We start from the raw sequence: 19,627 nt of genomic DNA, 5'->3' as shown, positions 1-19,627 counted from the left end.
CATTCGACCACCGCGAACCTGGGCCCTCGCCGCGCCACGCTAGTTCAAGGTCTTGAGGCCGCCCAGGCGCGCGGCGGCCTTGATCGCGTCCATGGCGGTCATCTGGGCGACGGCGTCTGCGCCGCCGGTGAGCGGCGGGAGCCCGCCCCGGACCGCGGCGACGAAAGCGCGGAGCTGGAAGTCGTAGGTGGGATCGCGGGTCACGGTCTCGCGCCGGCCACCCTCGCCTTCCCGTGTGACCTCCAACATGTGGCCCATCTGCGGCGCGAGCGGATTGATCACCTTCAGGCTTCCCTCCAGTCCGGTGATCTCCAGGCTCGCGCGAACCGGGCCGGCCATGTCGCAGGTCAGCTCGGCGATCACCCCGCCCGGGAAGTTCAGGATGGCGTGGGTGGAGATGTCTACGCCCGAGGCCCCCAGCACCGACTCCGCCTGGGCGCCGAGCGGCTCGGCGCCGGCCACCGTCCGCGCCCAGTGCAGGCAATAGGTCCCGAGGTCCATCAGGGCGCCGCCGCCCAGGGCCGAAACGTAGCGCAGTTCGTCGCCGGTCTCGGCGATGGAGGTGGTGAACACCGCCTCCATGCGGCGCACCGCGCCGATCTCGCCGCTGGCGCAGATCTCCAGCACCCGGGCGAACAGCGGGTGGTAGCGGTAGTGGAAGGCTTCCATGAGCACGAGACCCGCCGCCCGGGCGGCGTCGGTCATGGCGCGGGCCTCGGCCGCATTGAGCGCGAACGGCTTCTCGCACAACACCGGCTTACCGACCTTGAGCGCGGCGATGGTCAGGTCTGCGTGCCGTGACGGCGGCAGGGCGTTGTAGATCGCCTCGACCTCCGGGTGGGCGATCAGGGCCTCGTAGCTGTCCAGGGCGATGGGGATGGCGTGCTCGATGGCGTAGGCCGTGGCCCGCGCCTGGTCGCGGGCGGCCACGGCCACCACCTGGGCCGCGCCGGTCGCAGTGGCGGGCGCGATCAGGGCCGGGGGCGCGATCCGCGCCGCGCCGAGAATGCCGATCCGCAGTGGTCTTGCCTGTCCGGCGCCCATCTCCCTTTCCTCCACAGCCTGTGACGACACGGCCCCCTGGCGTGCATTGCCATGGCCCAGGCCGCGATTCATATGGTGCGGTCTCGAATCGTTCCACTTTCAGGTCTCATGTCCAAGGCCCTTCCCCAAGCATCCCTGTTCGACGACGCCCTGAACCCGGCGCCGGCCGCTCCGCTGGCCGAAAGCCATGAGCCGCGCGCCGATCCCGCCGTCACCGGCGGCTATTCGGCCAAGGACATCGAGGTGCTGGAGGGGCTGGAACCGGTTCGCAAGCGCCCGGGCATGTACATCGGCGGCACGGACGAGCGCGCCCTGCACCATCTGTTCGCCGAGGTGCTGGACAACGCCATGGACGAGGCCGTCGCCGGCCACGCCAAAGTGATCGAGGTGCGGCTGGAGGCCGACGGCACGCTCAGCGTCAAGGACGACGGCCGCGGCATCCCGGTCGACCCGCACCCGAAGCATCCGGGCAAGTCGGCCCTGGAAGTGATCATGACCGTCCTGCACTCGGGCGGGAAATTCTCTGGCAAGGCCTACGAGACCTCCGGCGGCCTGCACGGGGTCGGCGTCTCGGTGGTCAATGCGCTCTCCGAACATGTGGAGGTCACCGCCTGGAAGGACGGCTTCGAGTGGCGCCAGGCCTTCAGCCGCGGCAAACCGCTCGGCCCGATCGCGAAGGGCGCGCCAACACGCAAGAAGGGCACGGCGATCAGCTTCCTGCCGGATGCGACGATTTTCGGCGAGGGCGCGGCCTTCAAGCCGGCCCGCCTCTACAGGATGGCGAGGTCCAAGGCCTATCTGTTCGGCGGAGTCGAGATCCGCTGGAGCTGCGATCCCTCGCGCATCCACGACCAGACCCCGGCAGAAGCGACCTTCCGGTTCCCCAACGGCTTGGCCGACTTCCTGGCCGAGCGGGTCAAGGGCATCGAGACCGTGACGCCGGAGCCGTTCGCCGGGCGCATCGAGCGCAAGGCCGAGGGCGGTGCGGTGGAATGGGCGCTCGCCTGGACCCCGGCCGGGTTCGGCGAGGCCGACGGCTTCATGCAGTCCTACTGCAACACCGTGCCGACGCCCGAGGGTGGGACCCATGAGGCCGGCCTGCGCGCGGCCCTGGTCCGCGGCCTCAAGGCCTATGCGGAACTCACCGGCGAGAAGCGCGGCGGCATCCTGACCGCCGAGGACGTGGTGGCCCAGGCCGGCGCCCTGATCAGCGTCTTCGTGCGCAATCCCGAATTTCAGGGCCAGACCAAGGAGCGCCTGTCGTCGGCCGACGCCCAGAAGCTGGTCGAGAACGCCCTGCGCGATCCGTTCGACCACTGGCTGACCGCCCAGCCCAAGGTCGCCAGCGCCCTGTTGGAATTCGTCATCGAGCGCGCCGAGGAACGGCTGAAGCGCCGCCGCGACAAGGAAGTCGCGCGCGCCTCGGCCACGCGCAAGCTGCGGTTGCCAGGCAAGCTGGCCGACTGTTCGGGCCAGGCTACCGACGGCACCGAGATCTTCCTGGTCGAGGGCGACAGCGCCGGCGGCTCGGCCAAGCAGGCCCGCGACCGCCGCACCCAGGCGATCCTGCCCCTGCGCGGCAAGATCCTGAACGTCGCCTCGGCGTCCCTGGACAAGATGTTCGCCAACAAGGAGCTCACCGACCTGATGCTGGCGCTCGGCGTTCAGGGCGGGGCGAAGTTCAAGGAAGAGGACCTGCGCTACGAGCGCGTGGTGATCATGACCGACGCCGACGTCGACGGCGCCCACATCGCCTCGCTGCTGATCACCTTCTTCTACCGGACCATGCCCAACCTGATCCGATCGGGCCGACTCTATCTGGCCCTGCCCCCGCTCTATCGCCTGAGCCACGGCGGCAAAATCATCTATGCCCGCGACGACGCCCATCGCGAGGAGCTGCTGGCCACCGAGTTCAAGGGCAAGAAGCCGGAGATCGGCCGCTTCAAGGGCCTGGGCGAGATGATGCCCGCCCAGCTCAAGGAAACCACCATGGACCCCAAGCGCCGGACCCTGGCGCGGGTCACCCTGCCCCGCGCCGAGGAGGCGGTGGAGGAGCTGGTCGAGGCGCTGATGGGCCGTAAACCGGAGTCGCGTTTCCGCTTCATCCAGGAGAACGCCGAGTTCGTCACGGGCGATCTGGACGTCTAGCCGACGCCGACAATGTTCGGCCCCTTGAACCATAAGTGACAGAACGCGTTTGACTTGAAGGCGGCAGACCGTATCTTCCGCCGCGCGCGACGATCGCCGTCCGCGCCGCCGCGGCTTGTGCTCCCCTTCGGGCGGGCCATCCGCCCCACTTGCAATTGAATGACTGAATTTTCCGAACTGGGCTTATCGCCCGCGACTTTGAAGGCCGTGGCCGACACCGGCTACACCACCGCTACACCGATCCAGGCCGAGGCCATCCCCGTCGCCCTGCAGGGCCGCGATGTGCTGGGCATCGCCCAGACCGGCACCGGCAAGACGGCCGCCTTCACCCTGCCGATGATCGACCGGCTGGCCGCCGGCCGCTCCAAGGCGCGCATGCCGCGCGCCCTGGTCATCGCGCCCACCCGCGAACTGGCCGATCAGGTCTCCGCCTCCTTCGAGAAGTACGCCAAGGGCCAGAAGCAGAAGCTCTCCTGGGCGCTGCTGATCGGCGGCGTGTCCTTCGGCGACCAGGAGCTGAAGCTCGACCGCGGCGTCGACGTGCTGATCGCCACCCCCGGCCGCCTGCTCGACCACTTCGAGCGCGGCAAGCTGCTGATGACCGGCGTGCAGATCATGGTGGTCGACGAAGCCGACCGCATGCTGGACATGGGGTTCATCCCCGACATCGAGCGCATCTTCAAGCTGACCCCGGCCAAGAAGCAGACCCTGTTCTTCTCGGCCACCATGCCCCCGGAAATCACCCGGCTCACCAAGCAGTTCCTGAACGATCCGGTGCGGATCGAGGCCACGCGGCCGGCCACGACGGCGGAGACCATCTCCCAGTACGTCGTGCGGCTGCCGACCTCCGACCCGAAGGCCAAGCGCACCGCCCTGCGGATGCTGATCGGCGCGGATGACGTGCGCAACGGCATCGTCTTCTGCAACCGCAAGTCCGAGGTCGATATCGTCGCCAAGTCGCTGAAGGCCCACGGCCTGGACGCAGCCCCCATCCACGGCGACCTGGACCAAGCCACGCGGATGCGCACCCTGGAGGCCTTCCGCAAGGGGGAGCTGAAGCTCCTCTGCGCCTCCGACGTCGCCGCCCGCGGCCTGGACGTTCCCGACGTCAGCCACGTCTTCAACTATGACGTCCCGCACCACGCCGACGACTATGTGCACCGGATCGGCCGCACCGGCCGGGCCGGCCGCAGCGGCAAGGCCTACATGATCGTCACCCCCGCCGACTCCCAGAACATCGCGAAGGTTCTGAAGCTGATCGGCAAGGATCCCGAGGAAGTCGTGCTGGAAGGCGTCGACTTCGCCGCCATCAAGGACGAGCGCCGCGCCGAAGGCCGTGGCGGCCGCGAACGCGGCGGCGGTGGTCGTGAGCGCAGCAGCTCGCGCGATCGCGCCCCGCGCGGCGAACAGCGCAGCCGTCCCCACGCCCCCCACGGCCAGACCGCGTCCATGGAGCCGATCACGTCTCCGATGGTCGCCCCGGTCACCGAGGAGACCCAGGCCCCGCCGCCGCGCAGCCGCGCGCGCAAGCCGCAGGTCGAGGCGCAGCAGCCCGAGGCCGCACCCGCCCCGGCCCTCCGCGAGGAACGCCCGGCGCGTGAAGATCGCCCCGCGCGCGAGGAACGTCCGGAACGCGCCGAGCGGCCTGCCCGCGCCGAGCGCCCGGAGCGGCCCCGCCGCAACGAACGCGAAGAGCGTCCGCGTCGCGAGAGCCGCGACGACCGCCCCCGTCGCGACGATCCCGAGGATCGCGGCGTGGTGGGGTTCGGCTCCGACACGCCGGCCTTCCTGATGCGCGCCCCGCCCCGGCTTCCTCCCGTCGACGAATAATTCGACGGGATCGTTCAGCCTTAACGCCTCATTCGACTCTGGGGTCTAGGGTCTCGTTCCAGTTTGGGGAATCTGGCAAAACGCCGATCTCCAGAATCGGGGAACGGGAAGAATGTCCGCCAATATCGACAACAAGCTACGGGGACCGGGGGCATACGCCCTGGCGCGCGAAGTTGTGGAGGCGATGGAGGCCCATCAGGTCTGGCCGACCCCGGTCAATTTCGAGCTCTGGACCCACTTCGTGGCGGAGCCAGACAGCGAGCTGGGCCGCGAGATCACCCGCCTGATTTCGGTCGGCGAGGCCTTCACCGATCATCTGGCCGATGAACTGGCCGCGGCCTACCTCCCGAAGGCCAAACTCACCGAACAGATCCGCGACGCCGGTGACGCGCTCAGCAAGGAGCTGATCTCGGTCAGCCGCGCTATCGAGAGCGCCCAGAAGTCGAGCGAGGCCTATGGCCAGACCCTGGCCAGCGCTTCGACCTCCCTCGCCGCCGATCGCCAGCCCGAAGAACTGAAGGCCATGGTCGACACCCTGGCCTCAGCGACCAAGCGCGTGCAGCGCGAGAACAAGTCGCTGGAAAAGCGCCTGGCCGAGTCGACCACCGAGGTCGCTCGCCTGCGCGAGCACCTGGAACAGGTCCGTCGGGACGCCACCACAGACGGCCTGACCCAGCTCGCCAACCGCAAGGCCTTCGACGAGGAGTTGGAGCGCGCCTGCGCGGAGGCCGACGCCGACGGCCACACCGTGACTCTGGCGGTCATCGACATCGACCACTTCAAGAACTTCAACGACACCTGGGGCCACCAGACCGGCGACCAGGTGATCCGCTACGTCGCCAGCGTCATCGGCCGCGTCGGCGCCCCACCCCGCTTCGCCGCCCGCTACGGCGGCGAGGAATTCGCCCTGATCTTCCCGCGCGAGACTGCCGACGCGGCGGCCCTGGTGCTGGAGGAGATCCGTGAAGAGGTCTCGTCGCGGATCCTGAAGCGCCGCTCGACCAACGACGATCTGGGCGCCGTGACCGTCTCGGCCGGCGTCGCCCAGCTGCGCCGCGGCGAGAGCGCCCATAGCCTGATGGAGCGGTCCGACACCGCTCTCTACGCCTCAAAGCGGTCGGGCCGGAACCTGGTGACCAACGCAGAGATCGTCGCCGACGCCGCCTAGGGGTCTGATTTCCGCTAGCATGACGTGAGGGTATGGCCGCTTAGAATGCGCCGACATCGCATTCGGAGGACGCCGTGGCCTATTCCAAGCTCAAGACATCGGTCGCTGACGGCATTGGCGTCGTCACCCTCACGGACCCCGCCACCCTGAACGCCGCCGGTCTCGACCTGATGGCCGAGCTCGGAGAAGCGTTCAAGGCTATGGCGGCGGACGCCTCGGTGCGCTGCGTGGTGCTGACCGGCGAAGGCCGCGGCTTCTGCTCCGGCGCCAACCTCTCGGGACGCGCAGGGGGCGTGGGCTCCGAGACGCCCGATCCCGAGGGCCCCGACGCCGGGGCGGCGCTGGAGAGCGTCTACAACCCATTTGTGAGTTCGATCCGCGACTTCCCGGTCCCCATCGTCACGGCGGTGAACGGGGTGGCGGCCGGAGTCGGCTGTTCGTTGGCCCTGATGGGCGACATCATCGTGGCCGCAGAGAGCGCCTATTTCATGCAAGCCTTCCGCCGCATCGGCCTGGTGCCGGACGGCGGCTCGACCTACCTCCTGCCTCGCCTGATCGGCAAGGCGCGGGCCATGGAGATGGCCCTGCTCGGCGAGCGCCTGCCGGCCAAGACCGCGTTGGAGTGGGGCCTGATAAATCGCTGCGTCCCCGACGATCAGCTGATGGACACGGCCATGGAACTGGCCAAGGCGTTGGCCACCGGTCCCAAGTCGCTGGGCGCCACCCGCAAGCTGATCTGGGACAGCCTGGACGAGGCATGGGCCGAGCAGATCCACGCCGAGCGGATGGCCCAAAAGTTCGCCGGACGCACCGAGGACAGCCGCGAGGGCGTGCTGGCCTTCCTGCAGAAGCGCCCCGCCGAGTTCAAGGGCCGCTAGACGTCGGTCTCGGCGGCCGGCTGGATCGTGACGCTCTCGCCGCAACCGCAGGCGTCGGTCTCGTTGGGGTTCTTGAACACGAACTTGGCCGAGAGCTTGTTGGCCTCGTAGTCGATCACGGTGCCGATCAGGAACAGGATCGCCTTGGGCTCGATCAGTATGGTGACGCCCTTGTCCTCGACCACCTCGTCGAGCGGCCCGGCGGCCTCGGCATACTCGATGATGTACTCGGAACCTGCACAACCGCCGTTTTTCACACCCACCCTTAGCCCCGCATAGGGCTTCTCCGCCTTGCCCATGATCTCCCGCACGCGCGCCGCGGCGGCGTCGGTCAGGGTGACCACCTTGGGCCGAGGGCGGCGGGCGCGAGGGGCGGCGGTGAGGTTCAGGTCGGTCATGTGCTGCCTATATGGGTTCAGAACATGTTCAATTGAAGTTTCGCCTCATCCGACATCCGCGAGGGATCCCAGGGCGGGTCGAATACAAGGTCGACCTTCACCTGACCGATGCCGGGGATTTCGCGCACCGCGTCCTCGACCCAGCCGGGCATCTCGCCGGCCACCGGGCAGCCGGGGGCGGTGAGCGTCATGTCGATGGCGACGTTCTTCTCGTCCGAGACGTCGACCTTGTAGATCAGGCCCAGCTCGTAGATGTCGACCGGGATTTCCGGGTCGAACACCGTCTTGAGCTTCTCGATGAGCTGATCGGTGAGCGCGTCGAGCTCGCCCTGGCTCAGGGGCGTCGTCGAGGTCGGCTCGATGGCGGAGGCGTCATCCATGATCATGCTCAAGCAAAAAAGGCCCGGGTACGGTCGAGGGCGTCGACGAATGCGTCGACCTCCCCTTCCGTATTATATAGGGCGAAAGAGGCGCGCGCCGAGGACGTGACCCCGAAACGCTTCATCAGGGGCTCGGCGCAATGGGTTCCGGCGCGGACGGCCACGCCGTAGCGGTCGAGGATCTGGGCCACGTCGTGGGCGTGGGCGCCGTCGACGGTGAAGGACAGGATCGCACCCTTACCCGGCGCCTCGCCGATCACGCGCAGCCAGTTGGCCCCGTTCAGCCGCTCGCGGACCCGGGCGTAGAGCCCGGCCTCGTGGGCGGCGACCGCCTCGCGGTCCAGGCCGTTCAGCCACTCGATCGCCGCGCCCAGGCCGATGGCTTCCAGGATCGGCGGCGTGCCGGCTTCGAAGCGATGCGGCGGGTCCGCATAGGTGATCTTGTCGAGGCTGACCTCGGCGATCATCTCCCCGCCGCCCTGGTAGGGCCGCAGCGCGGCCAGCTCGGCGGCCTTGCCGTAGAGGATGCCGATACCGGTGGGGCCATACAGCTTGTGGCCAGAGAAGACATAGAAGTCGACGTCCAGCGCCTTCACGTCCACCGCCTGGTGGACGATGGCCTGGCAGCCGTCCAGCAGCACCTTGGCGCCGGCCGCGTGGGCCTGGGCGATCACCTCGGCCACCGGATTGACCGTGCCCAACACGTTGGACATGTGGGTCAGCGCCACGACCTTGGTCTTGTCGGTCAGCATGCCCGGCAGGGCGTCGATGTCGAGGCGGCCGTCGTCGAGGACGGGGATGAACTTCAGGACCACGCCCTGGCGTTCGCGCAGGAAGTGCCACGGTACGATATTGGCGTGGTGCTCCATCTCGCTGAGCAGGATTTCATCGCCGGCCTTGAGCGTCGCGCCCAGGCTCGACGCCACCAGATTGATCGCCTCGGTGCCGCCCTTGGTGAAGACGACTTCGCCAAGCTCGGCGTTGATGAAGCTCGCCACCGACTTGCGGGCGGCCTCGTAGGCGTCGGTGGTCTCGTTGGCCAGGGTGTGCAGGCCGCGGTGGACGTTGGAATAGGAGCTTTCCATGCACCGGCTCATGGCCGAGATCACCGCCCGCGGCTTCTGAGCGGAGGCGGCGCTGTCCAGATAGACCAGCGGCCTGCCGTTGACCTGGCGGGTGAGGATCGGGAACTCGCGGCGGACCTGCTCGACGTCGAAGGTCATGACGCCGCCTTCAGCCGATCGGCGGCCCAGACGCGCGCCACCTCTCGGGCGCCCTCGTGCTCGATCCGCTCGACCACTTCGCCGACGAAGGCCTCGATCAGCATGGCCCGCGCCGTCTCGTGGGGCATGCCGCGCTGCATGGCGTAGAACAGTGCCTGTTCGTCCAGGGCCCCGATGGTGTTGCCGTGGGCGCACTGTACGTCGTCTGCGAAGATCAGCAGCTCAGGCTTGGCGTCGACCTCGGCCTTGTCCGACAGGATCAGCGCATTGTGCGCCATCCGCGCGTCGGTGCGGTCGGCGCCGGGGGCCACCCGGATCCGTCCCTGGAAGACGCCGCGCGACTGGTCGCGAACCACGCCCTTGGTGAGCTGGACGGTGGTCCCATCGACGCCTTGATGCTCGACCACCGTGGTCAGATCGGCATGGCGCTTGTCGGCCAGCAGATAGGCGCTGTCGAGCCGCAGGCTGGCGCCGGCGCCTGGATGGTTCACCCGGGTTTCGATGCGCTGGCGGCGCGCGCCGTCGGTGAGCACGGTCTGGGCGAAGCTGGCGCCCGCGCCCAGCGCCACCTCGGCCTGGGAGACGCTGACGCCCTCGGCGCCGTCGGCGGCCAGGACTATGCGTTCAAGGCGGGCATTGGCGCCCACCGTGATCTGCAGGTCGTGGTTGGCCAGATAGTCGGCCCCGTCGCCCTCATAACTCTCCAGCAGGATCAGGTGCGCGCCCTCGGCGACCTCGATCCGGGCCGAGGCGGCGTGCGAACCGCCGCCGAGCGCGGCGAAATGCAGGGACACCACATAGGGCTGAGCCGACGCGCTGCGCACGACAACCGGGTCGCTGGCGTTGACCACGTGGATCGGCAGGTTGGCCAGGGCGGCGAAGGGTCCCGCCGGCGCCTCGCCGTCAAAGGCCGGCGACGGCTCGGGCATGACCCGCAGCAGTCCGCGCAGGTCGGTCCACTTCCAATCCTCGTCGCGCTTGGACGGAAGCTGGGCGACGTCACCGGTCTTGAGGGCGGTCGCCAGGCTCACGCAGCCCTCGCGTACTTGTCGTAGCCTTCGCGCTCCAGCTCAAGAGCGAGGTCGGGGCCGCCCGAGGCGGCGATCCGGCCGCCGGCCAGAACGTGGACGCGGTCGGGTTTGATGTAGTCCAGCAGCCGCTGATAGTGGGTGATCACCAGCATGGCTCGGTCGGGGGAGCGCATGGCGTTCACGCCATCGGCGACGATCTTCAGGGCGTCGATATCGAGGCCGGAATCGGTCTCGTCAAGGATGAGGAATCGAGGCGAAAGCATCGCCATTTGAAAGATTTCCATCCGCTTCTTCTCGCCACCGGAGAAGCCGACATTGAGCGCCCGCTTCAGCATCTCGAAGTCGATCTTCAGCGAGGCGGCCGTGGTCCGCGCGAGCTTCAGGAACTCCGGCGCGGTGACCTCGGGCTCGCCGCGCGCCTTGCGCTGGGCGTTCATGGCCGTGCGGATGAAGGTCAGAGCGGGGACGCCCGGGATCTCGAGCGGATACTGGAAGGAAAGAAAGACGCCGCGGGCGGCCCGTTCGCTGGGATCCAGCGCCAGCAGGTCCTCGCCATCGAGCGTGGCGGTCCCCTGGGTGACCTCATAGCCCCCACGGCCGGTCAGGACGTAGGACAGGGTCGATTTTCCGGCCCCGTTCGGCCCCATGATGGCGTGCACTTCGCCGGCCGGGACATCGAGGGTCAGGCCCTTCAGGATCGGCTTGTCGTCGACGCTGGCGTGCAGGTTCTCGATCTTCAGCATCAGACGGTCTCGTCGGCCAGGTACTGGGCCATCACCTCGAGGGCCTGCTCGACGGTCTGGACCGTCTGCTGCTTGCGCGGGGCGGCGGTGGACGTGGAGGCCGAACGCTTGTCGGCCGAACGCACCGTGGCGGTCCCGGCCTCGAAATAGGCGTCGATCAGATAGTCCTCGTGGTTGAGGCTGACCGTGTAGCGCCGGCGATCCAGGGTCAGGCCCTTCTCGCGCAGGAAGCCGACGTCTGCGGAAAGCGCTTCGTGCAGCTGCTCGGCCCGGGCCAGGTCCTCTTCCTGTTGCCGGCGTTCGGCCTCCTCCCGCTCGTGACGGGCGGCGTCACGTTTGGCGTGTTCGGCTTCGAAGGCGCGGCGAAAGGACATGGCGAGGTTCTCGAGGGTTGCGAGGGTCATCCGACGGACCCTTCAAGGGAAATGGCGACGAGCTTCTGGGCTTCCACGGCGAACTCCATGGGGAGCTCCTGGAGCACCTCCTTGACGAAGCCGTTGACCAGCAGTTGGACGGCCTCCTCCTGCGAGAGCCCGCGCTGCATGGCGTAGAACAGCTGGTCTTCGGAAAGCTTGGTGGTGGTGGCCTCGTGCTCGAAGACGCACTGGCCGTTACGCGCCTCGACATAGGGGACGGTATGGGCGGCGCATTCCTTGCCGATCAGGAGGGAGTCGCACTGGGTGAAGTTGCGCGCGCCCTTGGCCTTTGGATGGGCCGAGACCAGGCCGCGATAGGTGTTTGACGACCGGCCCGCCGAGATGCCCTTGGAGATGATCCGCGAGCGGGTGCCCTCGCCCAGGTGGATCATCTTGGTGCCAGTGTCGGCCTGCTGGCGGCCGTTGGTGATGGCGATGGAATAGAATTCGCCGACGCTGTCCTTCCCGCGCAGGACGCAGGACGGGTACTTCCAGGTGATCGCCGAGCCGGTCTCGACCTGGGTCCAGGACACCTTGGAACGGTCGCCGCGGCAGTCGGCGCGCTTGGTGACGAAGTTGTAGATCCCGCCCTTGCCGGTCTCCGGATCGCCCGGATACCAGTTCTGGACTGTGGAATATTTGATCTCGGCGTCGTCCAGGACGATCAGCTCGACCACCGCGGCGTGGAGCTGGTTCTCATCGCGCATGGGGGCGGTGCAGCCCTCCAGGTAAGAGACGTAGGAGCCCTTGTCGGCGATGATCAGGGTGCGTTCGAACTGGCCGCTGTTCTCCGCATTGATGCGGAAATAGGTGGAGAGCTCCATCGGGCAGCGCACGCCCGGCGGCACATAGACGAAGCTGCCGTCGGAGAAGACAGCGGCATTCAGGCAGGCGTAGTAGTTGTCCGAGACCGGGACCACCGATCCCAGGTACTGCTTCACCAGCTCGGGGTGCTCGCGGATCGCCTCGCTCATCGAGCAGAAGATCACGCCGACCTGAGCCAGCTCCTTCTTGAAGGTGGTGACCACCGAGACGGAGTCGAACACTGCGTCGACGGCGTATTTTGGCGCGCCCACGACCCCGGCCAGCACCTCCTGCTCGCGCAGCGGGATGCCCAGCTTGGCGTAGGTGGCCAGGATGTCAGGGTCGACCTCGTCGAGGCTCTGCGGACCGGTCTTCTCCTTCGGCGCGGCGTAGTAGTAGCTGTCCTGGTAGTCGATCCGCGGGAAGGCGACCTTGGCCCATTGCGGCTCGTCCATGGCCAGCCAGCGCTCATAGGCGTCGAGGCGCCAGTCCAGCATCCACTGGGGCTCGTCCTTCTTGGCCGAGATGAAGCGCACGATGTCGGGCGACAGGCCCTTGGGTGCGAAGTCCTGCTCGATGTCGGTGACAAAGCCGTGCTTGTACTTCTCGAGGCTCTCGACGTGTTCGATGGTCTGTTTGACAGCGGCCATGGGCTTACCTCCTCACGCCGCCGGCGCGCGACGCGCGGCGTGACGGATTTCACTCCAGGCGTCCACGAAGGCCGCCCAATCGTTTTCTGTCGTACCCCAGCCGCCCGAGACGCGGATGGCGGATTCGGCCAGTTCGCCGAGCCCCATGGCCGACAGCACGTGGCTGGCCTTGACCTTGCCGGACGAACAGGCCGAGCCGGCGCTGACCATGAAGCCGGCGAGGTCGAGCTTCATCACCTGCAGGTCGGAGGGATGGCCCGGCGTGGCGACACAGAGGGTGTTGGGCAGGCGCGGCGAGCTCTCGGCGATGACCACGGCGCCCTGCGCCTTGAGCTGCTCGGCCGCGATGTCGCGCATCGGGGCCTGGTCGTTCACGTCGCGCATCGCGGCCATGGCGGCGGCGCCGAAGCCCGCGATCCCGGGCACGTTCTCGGTCCCGGCCCGGCGTCCCCGCTCCTGCCCGCCGCCGTGCTGGCGGCGGACCAGGGTGGCGCGGGGTCCGAAGGTCAGGGCGCCCACGCCCTGCGGCCCGCCCAGCTTGTGGGCCGACGTCGAGAGGGTGTCGGCGCCCAGGGCGCGGCTGTCCGTCGCGATCTTGCCCGCCGCCTGGATGGCGTCCACATGCAGCCACCCCTCGGCGGCGCGGACGATCTCGGAGGCCTCACGGACCGGCTGGATCACGCCGGTTTCGTTGTTGGCCAGCATCAAGGCCACGAACGGCCGGCCGTCGGCGGCGTCCCAGCGCGCCAGCCGCTCAGACAGCCAGGCCAGGTCGGCGAGGCCGTCGGCGCCGACCGGCAGGATCTCGACCGCCATGCCGCTGGCCTTGGCGGTCTCCAGCACGCTGTCGTGCTCGATGGCGCTGACGATCAGGCGCCTGGAGCCGGTGGCCACGGCGCTATCGACGGCCAGCGCATTGGCCTCGGTGCCGCCGGAGGTGAAGACCACTGTGGAGGCGGGACCGCCGATCAGAGCGGCGACCTCGGTGCGGGCCTGCTCGACCAGGGCCCGGGCGGCTCGGCCCGCCGCGTGGATCGAGGAGGGATTGCCGCCCATGGCGCAGGCGCGGGTCACCGCCTCCAGCGCCTCGGGGCGCAGCGGCGCGGTGGCGTTGTAGTCGAGATAGACCCGGGTCATGCCGCCTCCACATGCGAGGGGCCCAACCGACCGGTGACGACGTCGGCCAGGGAGACGGACGCCAGGTAAGTTTCGAGTTGCCGCCCCATCTCTTCCCACAGGTCGTGGGTCAGGCAGCGCTCGCCCTTCAGCATGCAGCCCTTGCCCTTGGCGCTGCAGCGGGTGGCGCGCAGGGGCTCGTCGACGGCCAGCACGATGTCGGCGATGTTGGTTTCCTCGGCCGAACGCACCAGCCGATAGCCGCCGCCGGGACCGCGCAGGCTGCGCACCAGGCCGCGGCGGCGCAGGCGGGCGAAGAGCTGCTCCAGATAGGAGAGGGAGATCTGTTGGCGGGCGGCGATTTCCGACAGGGCCACGGCGCGGTCGCCCTCGCTGAGCGCACCTTGCCGGCGCGCGAGGTCGGCCATGGCCATCACCGCATATCGTCCCTTGGTCGAGAGGCGCATGTCGCTCCTGCTGGCCCGCACGATTTTTCGAGCATTTCGCGCGGCCCCTATGTTACAGGCCCCGCCTTGCAGCGGGACTTGTCGCCGGTACGGGCCGACGGTCGCGACTTAGGAAGACCCAGCGCGTTAGTCAAGTATTGGGCGGCGCGCATGACGAGAGGACGAGCATGCCAGAGGTGGTTCTGACCGGTGCGGCCGGGCGGATCGAGGGCCGGTATTCGGCGGGCAAGACCCCCACCGCTCCTATTGCGCTGATCCTGCACCCGCACCCCAAGGCCGGCGGCCAGATGAACCATCCGGTGGCCGTGCAACTGTTTCACCTGTTCATGAAGCGCGGCTTTTCGACCCTGCGGTTCAACTTCCGCGGCGTGGGCCGCAGCCAGGGCGAGTTCGACTCAGGCATCGGCGAACTGGCCGACGCCGCCACGGCGCTGGACTGGCTGCAATCGACCAACCCCGCGGCCTCGCAGTGCTGGGTGGCCGGCTATTCGTTCGGCGCCTGGGTGGGCATGCAGCTCTTGATGCGTCGTCCCGAGACCGACGGCTTCATCTCGGTCTCACCGCCCACCAACATGTACGACTTCAGCTTCCTGGCCCCCTGCCCGGCCTCCGGCCTGATCCTGCACGGCGGCGCCGACACCGTGGTGCCGCCGGTCGAGGTCGAGCGCGTGGTCTCCAAGCTGCGCACCCAGAAGGGCATCGTCATCGACCACGAGGTGATCGAGGGCGCCACCCACTTCTGGGCCGAGAACCTGCCGGACGTGGAGCAGCGCGTCGGGGCCTATCTCGACAAGCGCATCGCCGCCGATCCGATCTAGGCCCTGTCCCTCCTCACAAGGAGGAGGGACAAACCGTTCTAGCTCCCCTTCAGGAAATCCAGCGCCATCAGCGCCTGGGCGCGGACTCCTGCCTCCATGGCCGCTTCGTCCACGTCGAAGAACGGCGAGTGGTTGCCGCCCTTCGGGAAGCCGACGCCCAGATGGTAGAAGAAGCCCGGGACCTCCTTCTGGAAGTAGGAGAAGTCCTCGGCGCCCATGATGTAGTCGATGTCGTCGACGACCTTCCCCCCGGTCGCCCGCGCCAGGGTCGGCTTCATCCGAGCCGTCAAGGCGCGATCGTTGTCCGTCACCGGGTTGGGCGTGCCCCAGATGAACTTCGCCGTGGCGCCGTAGCGTTCCGAGATTGAGGCCACCGCCTTCTCCGCCCGGGCGATCACGTCGGTGCGCATTCCCGGATCGAAGGTTCGCAGGGTGCCGGTCATCGCCATGTCCTCGGGGATGATGTTGTAGCGCAGGCCCCCATGCAGCGTGGCCACGGTCAGCACCGTCGGGGTCTTGGAGACGTTGATCTGACGGGAAGCGATCTGGTTGAAGGCCGTGACGATGTCGGCCGTCAGCGACGACATGTCGATGCCTTGCCAGGGCATGGAGCCGTGCGCCTGGCGCCCCTTCAGCTGGATCTCGAAGCGGTCCGAGGCCGCCATCATCGGGCCGGGGCGCCAGACGATGGCCCCAACAGGACCGGGGAAGGCGTGCAGGCCGAAGATCGCGTCGACCTTGGGGCTCTTCAACACACCTTCCTTGACCATCAGGGTCGCGCCGCCCTCCTCGCCCGCGGGCGGGCCCTCCTCGGCCGGCTGGAAGATAAAGACCACCGTGCCCTCGACCTGGTCCTTCATCCCCGCCAGCACCTCGGCCGCGCCCATCAGGATCGCCACGTGGCTGTCATGGCCGCAGGCGTGCATCACCGGCACGGTTTGGCCGTTGTACTGGGCGGTGACCTTGGAGGCGAAGGGAAGCCCCGTTTGCTCGGCCACCGGCAGGGCGTCCATGTCGGCGCGCAGCGCGACCACCTTGCCGGGCTTGGCGCCCTTCAGGATCCCCACCACGCCGGTCTTGCCGACGCCGGTGCGCACCTCGAAGCCGAGCTTGCGCAGGTGGTCGGCGACGATCTTGGCGGTCCGCACCTCGCTGTTGCCCAGCTCGGGATGCTCGTGGAAGTCGCGCCGCCAGGCGACGACCTTGGGCTGCATCGCCTTGGCCGCGGCGAACACGGCCGCGTCGTAGGGCTGGGGCGTCGGCTTCTCCTGGGCCTGCGCCCCCGTGGTCAGTGCGAACGCCGCGGCCGCTCCGGCCAGCCAATAGGCCTTGGACATAGATGAACTCCCCGATTCATGCCGTTGGTCGGGCGACGCGCCCGCCGGTCATGGGCGCGGTGACGCCCGTGGTCTTTGGATATGAGATCGCCAGGCCGCGCAGGGTGCGCGCCGCGAGATAGGCGAAGGCCTCAGCCTCGATGGAATCGCCGCGCCAGCCATGATCCTCCGCGCGCGTCACCGGAACAGCCAGCCGTTCGGCGAAGGCCTTCATAAGCTGCGGATTGTGCCGTCCGCCGCCGCACACGACCAGCTCCGTCGGCACGCCGCCCATCAGCTCGAAGCCCAGCTTGACCGCCTCTGCGGTGAAGGCCGTCAGGGTGGCGGCGGCGTCCTCGAGCTGCAGCTTGTCCAGCGGCGCCAGCGGGAAGTCGTGACGGTCGAGCGACTTGGGCGGCGGGGCTTTGAAATAGGGATGGTCCAGCAGTCCGCGCAGCACGGTCTCGTCCACCTGGCCGACGCTGGCGAACTTGCCGCCCGCGTCGTAGCGGCCGGCGCCGCGCCCCTGGACCAGCAGGTCGAGCATGCCGTTGCCAGGCCCGGTGTCGAAGGCGGCGATGTCGCCGGTCTCCGACCAGAATGTGACATTGGCCACCCCACCCACATTGAGGATGGCCAGGGGCGGCTTCAGCCCCGCGGTCCGGGCCCGCGCCAGGTGGTAGATCGGCGTCAGCGGGGCGCCGTCCCCGCCGGCGGCCACGTCGGCGGCGCGGAAGTCGTAGGCCACGGGCACGCCCGCGGCGTCGGCCAGCCACTGGGCGTCACCAAGCTGGACCGTTCGCCCGAGGCGCCCCTCGACCGGACGTTCATGCAGCACGGTCTGGCCGTGCATGCCGATCAGGTCGATGTCGGACCAGGTCAGGCCGTGGTCCGCCAGGAATCCCTCGGCGGCCTCGAAGTGGTCGCGGGCCACGGCGGCGGCGGTTTCCCGGAAGATCTCCGGCTCCGGCGCGCCGCGTGGCCACTGCAGGGCCTGGCGGGTGGCCTCCAGGATGAGATCGCGCAGGGCGTCGGTCAGCTTGCGCTCGCCCGCCGGGCCGAACGCCGCGATCGTCTCGCCGTCCGTCTCCAGGATCGCCATGTCGCAGGCGTCCAGCGACGTGCCGGTCATGAACCCGAGGACTCGCATGGAGAGCTTGACTGCCATGCCCTCGCGCCGGTAGCTAGCGGCCATGATCGAACGCCGCTCCGCCAACCCGGCCAGCTATTACCGCCTGCCCTAAAGCAGGCGCGGTTCGATCCCTTGCGCCTACCTCACCAGGTCGGCGCCTATCTCATCCCAGAGAAAAGACGGTCTCCGGCCTCCCGCCGACCAGGAGCCTGTCAGATGTCCCTCGAAATGCTTGCAGACCGCGTGTTAGAGCGCCCTGCGTCTTCGCCAGAGTTATCGCCCATGTCCGCCGACCAGAACTTCAAGTCCCAGTTCCTGCGCGTTATGCAGGAGCGTGGCTACATCCACCAGATCACCCATCCGGCGGAGCTGGATGAAGCCGCGGCCAAGGGGACGATCACCGCCTACATCGGCTTCGACGCCACGGCGTCCAGCCTGCACGTCGGCCATCTGATCCAGATCATGATGCTGCGCCGCCTGCAGCAGGCCGGCCACAAGCCGATCGTGCTGATGGGCGGCGGCACCACCAAGGTGGGTGATCCGACCGACAAGGACGGCCAGCGCCCGCTGCTGACCCACGATCAGATCCAGGCCAACATCGCCACCATCAAGGGCACGTTCGAGCGCTTCCTCACCTTCGGCGACGGACCGACCGACGCGGTCATGGTCGACAATGACGATTGGCTGTCGAAGTTCGGATACGTCGAGTTTCTGCGGGACTACGGAGTCCATTTCACGATCAACCGGATGCTGGCCTTCGACAGCGTCAAGGCCCGGCTCGACCGCGAGCAGCCGATGACCTTCCTCGAGTTCAACTACATGCTGATGCAGTCTGTGGACTTCCTGGAGCTGGAACGGAAGCACGGCTGCCTGCTGCAGATGGGCGGCTCCGACCAGTGGGGCAATATCGTCAACGGGGTCGAACTGATCCGCCGGGTGGACCAGAAGCCGTCCTTCGGCCTGACCACCCCCCTGCTCTCCACGGCCTCCGGCCAGAAGATGGGCAAGACCGTGGGCGGCGCCGTCTGGCTCAACGCCGACATGCGCAGCCCGTACGACTACTGGCAGTTCTGGCGCAACACCGAGGACGCCGACGTGGGCCGCTTCATGAAGCTGTTCACCGATCTGCCCATGGCGGAGATCGCCCGCTACGAGGCCATGCAGGGCGCGGAGATCAACGAGGCCAAGAAGGTGCTGGCCAACACGGCCACCACCCTGCTGCACGGCGCCGACGCGGCCCAGGCCGCGGCGGAAGCGGCGCGCGTGGCCTTCGAAGTCGGCAGCGTGTCGGATGACATGCCGACCCACGAGGTTCCCGCCGCCGAACTGGAGGCCGGCATCGTGCTCGCGGCCCTGGCCGCGGACGCCGGCCTGGCCGCGTCGCGCGGCGAGGCGCGCCGCCTGGCCCAAGGTGGCGGCCTGCGGGTCAACGACAAGGCCGAGACCGACGCCAACCGCGCCATCACCTCCGCCGATCTGGTCGACGGCGTGGTCAAGCTGGCGGCCGGTAAGAAGAAGATCGTCCTGGTGAAGCCCGTCTAGGCCTGGAGAGACGCGATGTCCGAACTGACCGAAGGCGCCCAGGCGCCCGACTTCGAACTGGCCGGGGCGAACGGCCCCATCACGCTCGCCGGCTTCAAGGGCAAGCCGCTGGTGGTCTATTTCTACCCGAAGGACGACACCCCCGGCTGCACGAAGGAATCACAGCAGTTCAGCGCCTTGGCGGCCGATTTCGCCAAGGCGGGCGCTTCGGTTCTCGGCGTTTCGAAGGACAGCCTGGCTCGTCACGCGAAATTTACAGCCAAGTACGACCTCACCGTGCCCCTCGGTTCCGATCCGGAAGGAACCATGATCGAGGCCTATGGGTCCTGGATCGAGAAGAGCCTCTATGGCCGCCAGTACATGGGCATCGACCGCTCCACCTTCCTGATCGGCGCCGACGGCAAGCTGGTCCGAATCTGGCGCAAGGTCCGAGTCGACGGCCATGCCGAAGCAGTCCTCGAGGCCGTGAAATCCCTTAAAGCTTAAGCGTGTCGCGGTGCGGCCGACGGCCGCATCGCCGCGC

Annotated in this window: 19 protein-coding genes; 7 read left to right on the top strand and 12 right to left on the bottom strand. The window is 68.3% G+C overall.

Going from position 1 to position 19,627, the window contains the following annotated elements; genetic code table 11:
* Positions 1–39: 39 nt before the first annotated feature.
* Complete coding sequence (locus M9M90_RS10240; protein WP_254837055.1) at positions 40–1,044, bottom strand: Gfo/Idh/MocA family protein; 1,005 nt, start codon at positions 1,042–1,044, stop codon at positions 40–42.
* A 108-nt stretch (positions 1,045–1,152) separates the two neighbouring features.
* On the opposite strand from M9M90_RS10240, the gene parE reads away from it, so the two are divergent.
* The 4 genes from parE (at position 1,153) to M9M90_RS10220 (ending at position 7,068) form a co-directional block, all read left to right on the top strand.
* Positions 1,153–3,192: a DNA topoisomerase IV subunit B gene (gene parE / locus M9M90_RS10235; protein WP_254837054.1), complete on the top strand. Its 2,040-nt coding sequence runs from the start codon at positions 1,153–1,155 to the stop codon at positions 3,190–3,192.
* Between the two features lie 159 nt (positions 3,193–3,351).
* The gene (locus M9M90_RS10230; protein ID WP_254837053.1) at positions 3,352–5,022 is read left to right on the top strand and encodes a DEAD/DEAH box helicase; all 1,671 of its coding nucleotides are present in this window, start codon (positions 3,352–3,354) and stop codon (positions 5,020–5,022) included.
* 112 nt (positions 5,023–5,134) lie between these two features.
* Positions 5,135–6,190, top strand: a complete 1,056-nt coding sequence (locus tag M9M90_RS10225) for a GGDEF domain-containing protein (protein ID WP_254837052.1) — start codon at positions 5,135–5,137, stop codon at positions 6,188–6,190.
* A gap of 74 nt (positions 6,191–6,264) precedes the next feature.
* Positions 6,265–7,068 carry an enoyl-CoA hydratase/isomerase gene (locus M9M90_RS10220; protein WP_254837051.1) on the top strand — a complete coding sequence of 268 codons (804 nt, stop codon included), beginning with the start codon at positions 6,265–6,267 and terminating at the stop codon, positions 7,066–7,068.
* Here M9M90_RS10220 and M9M90_RS10215 read toward each other — a convergent pair.
* Genes M9M90_RS10215 through M9M90_RS10175 form a run of 9 tightly spaced genes read right to left on the bottom strand, consistent with a single transcriptional unit; the run spans position 7,065 to position 14,296 of the window.
* Positions 7,065–7,466 (bottom strand): iron-sulfur cluster assembly accessory protein, encoded by a 402-nt coding sequence (locus M9M90_RS10215; RefSeq protein WP_254837050.1) that lies wholly within the window; start codon positions 7,464–7,466, stop codon positions 7,065–7,067. The two genes, M9M90_RS10220 and M9M90_RS10215, sit on opposite strands and share 4 nt — an antisense overlap.
* A gap of 17 nt (positions 7,467–7,483) precedes the next feature.
* The gene (locus M9M90_RS10210) at positions 7,484–7,846 is read right to left on the bottom strand and encodes an SUF system Fe-S cluster assembly protein (RefSeq protein WP_254837049.1); all 363 of its coding nucleotides are present in this window, start codon (positions 7,844–7,846) and stop codon (positions 7,484–7,486) included.
* A gap of 8 nt (positions 7,847–7,854) precedes the next feature.
* Positions 7,855–9,069, bottom strand: a complete 1,215-nt coding sequence (locus tag M9M90_RS10205; protein ID WP_254837048.1) for a cysteine desulfurase — start codon at positions 9,067–9,069, stop codon at positions 7,855–7,857.
* Complete coding sequence (gene sufD / locus M9M90_RS10200) at positions 9,066–10,100, bottom strand: Fe-S cluster assembly protein SufD (RefSeq protein WP_254837047.1); 1,035 nt, start codon at positions 10,098–10,100, stop codon at positions 9,066–9,068. The genes M9M90_RS10205 and sufD overlap by 4 nt, the downstream gene beginning before the upstream one ends.
* A complete protein-coding gene (gene sufC / locus M9M90_RS10195) occupies positions 10,097–10,843 on the bottom strand; it encodes a Fe-S cluster assembly ATPase SufC (RefSeq protein ID WP_254837046.1) in 747 nt (248 codons plus the stop codon). Before sufC ends, sufD begins: the two co-directional genes overlap by 4 nt.
* Positions 10,843–11,247 (bottom strand): hypothetical protein, encoded by a 405-nt coding sequence (locus M9M90_RS10190; RefSeq protein WP_254837045.1) that lies wholly within the window; start codon positions 11,245–11,247, stop codon positions 10,843–10,845. Before M9M90_RS10190 ends, sufC begins: the two co-directional genes overlap by 1 nt.
* Positions 11,244–12,713 (bottom strand): Fe-S cluster assembly protein SufB, encoded by a 1,470-nt coding sequence (gene sufB, locus M9M90_RS10185; protein WP_254837044.1) that lies wholly within the window; start codon positions 12,711–12,713, stop codon positions 11,244–11,246. Before sufB ends, M9M90_RS10190 begins: the two co-directional genes overlap by 4 nt.
* A 12-nt stretch (positions 12,714–12,725) precedes the next feature.
* Positions 12,726–13,850, bottom strand: a complete 1,125-nt coding sequence (locus M9M90_RS10180; protein WP_254837043.1) for a cysteine desulfurase family protein — start codon at positions 13,848–13,850, stop codon at positions 12,726–12,728.
* Entirely contained in the window at positions 13,847–14,296 is a 450-nt protein-coding gene (locus tag M9M90_RS10175) for an Rrf2 family transcriptional regulator (RefSeq protein ID WP_254837042.1), read from the bottom strand. Before M9M90_RS10175 ends, M9M90_RS10180 begins: the two co-directional genes overlap by 4 nt.
* A gap of 167 nt (positions 14,297–14,463) precedes the next feature.
* Between M9M90_RS10175 and M9M90_RS10170 the strand changes: the two genes are divergently transcribed.
* Positions 14,464–15,114 (top strand): alpha/beta hydrolase, encoded by a 651-nt coding sequence (locus tag M9M90_RS10170; protein WP_254837041.1) that lies wholly within the window; start codon positions 14,464–14,466, stop codon positions 15,112–15,114.
* Between the two features lie 38 nt (positions 15,115–15,152).
* On the opposite strand, the gene M9M90_RS10165 is transcribed toward M9M90_RS10170, so the two are convergent.
* Positions 15,153–16,451 (bottom strand): amidohydrolase, encoded by a 1,299-nt coding sequence (locus M9M90_RS10165; protein WP_254837040.1) that lies wholly within the window; start codon positions 16,449–16,451, stop codon positions 15,153–15,155.
* 16 nt (positions 16,452–16,467) lie between these two features.
* Positions 16,468–17,625: an anhydro-N-acetylmuramic acid kinase gene (locus tag M9M90_RS10160; protein WP_254837039.1), complete on the bottom strand. Its 1,158-nt coding sequence runs from the start codon at positions 17,623–17,625 to the stop codon at positions 16,468–16,470.
* A gap of 153 nt (positions 17,626–17,778) precedes the next feature.
* On the opposite strand from M9M90_RS10160, the gene tyrS reads away from it, so the two are divergent.
* Both tyrS and M9M90_RS10150 read left to right on the top strand, forming a co-directional pair.
* On the top strand, positions 17,779–19,104 hold the full coding sequence (tyrS, locus tag M9M90_RS10155; protein WP_371876920.1) for a tyrosine--tRNA ligase: 1,326 nt from the start codon (positions 17,779–17,781) through the stop codon (positions 19,102–19,104).
* A gap of 15 nt (positions 19,105–19,119) precedes the next feature.
* Positions 19,120–19,590 carry a peroxiredoxin gene (locus M9M90_RS10150; protein WP_254837037.1) on the top strand — a complete coding sequence of 157 codons (471 nt, stop codon included), beginning with the start codon at positions 19,120–19,122 and terminating at the stop codon, positions 19,588–19,590.
* Positions 19,591–19,627: the final 37 nt, after the last annotated feature.

Source organism: Phenylobacterium sp. LH3H17 (assembly GCF_024298925.1).
GTDB lineage: Bacteria > Pseudomonadota > Alphaproteobacteria > Caulobacterales > Caulobacteraceae > Phenylobacterium.
The sequence above is the reverse complement of the archived record's forward strand: the minus strand, read 5'-3'. Positions and strand labels throughout refer to the sequence as shown.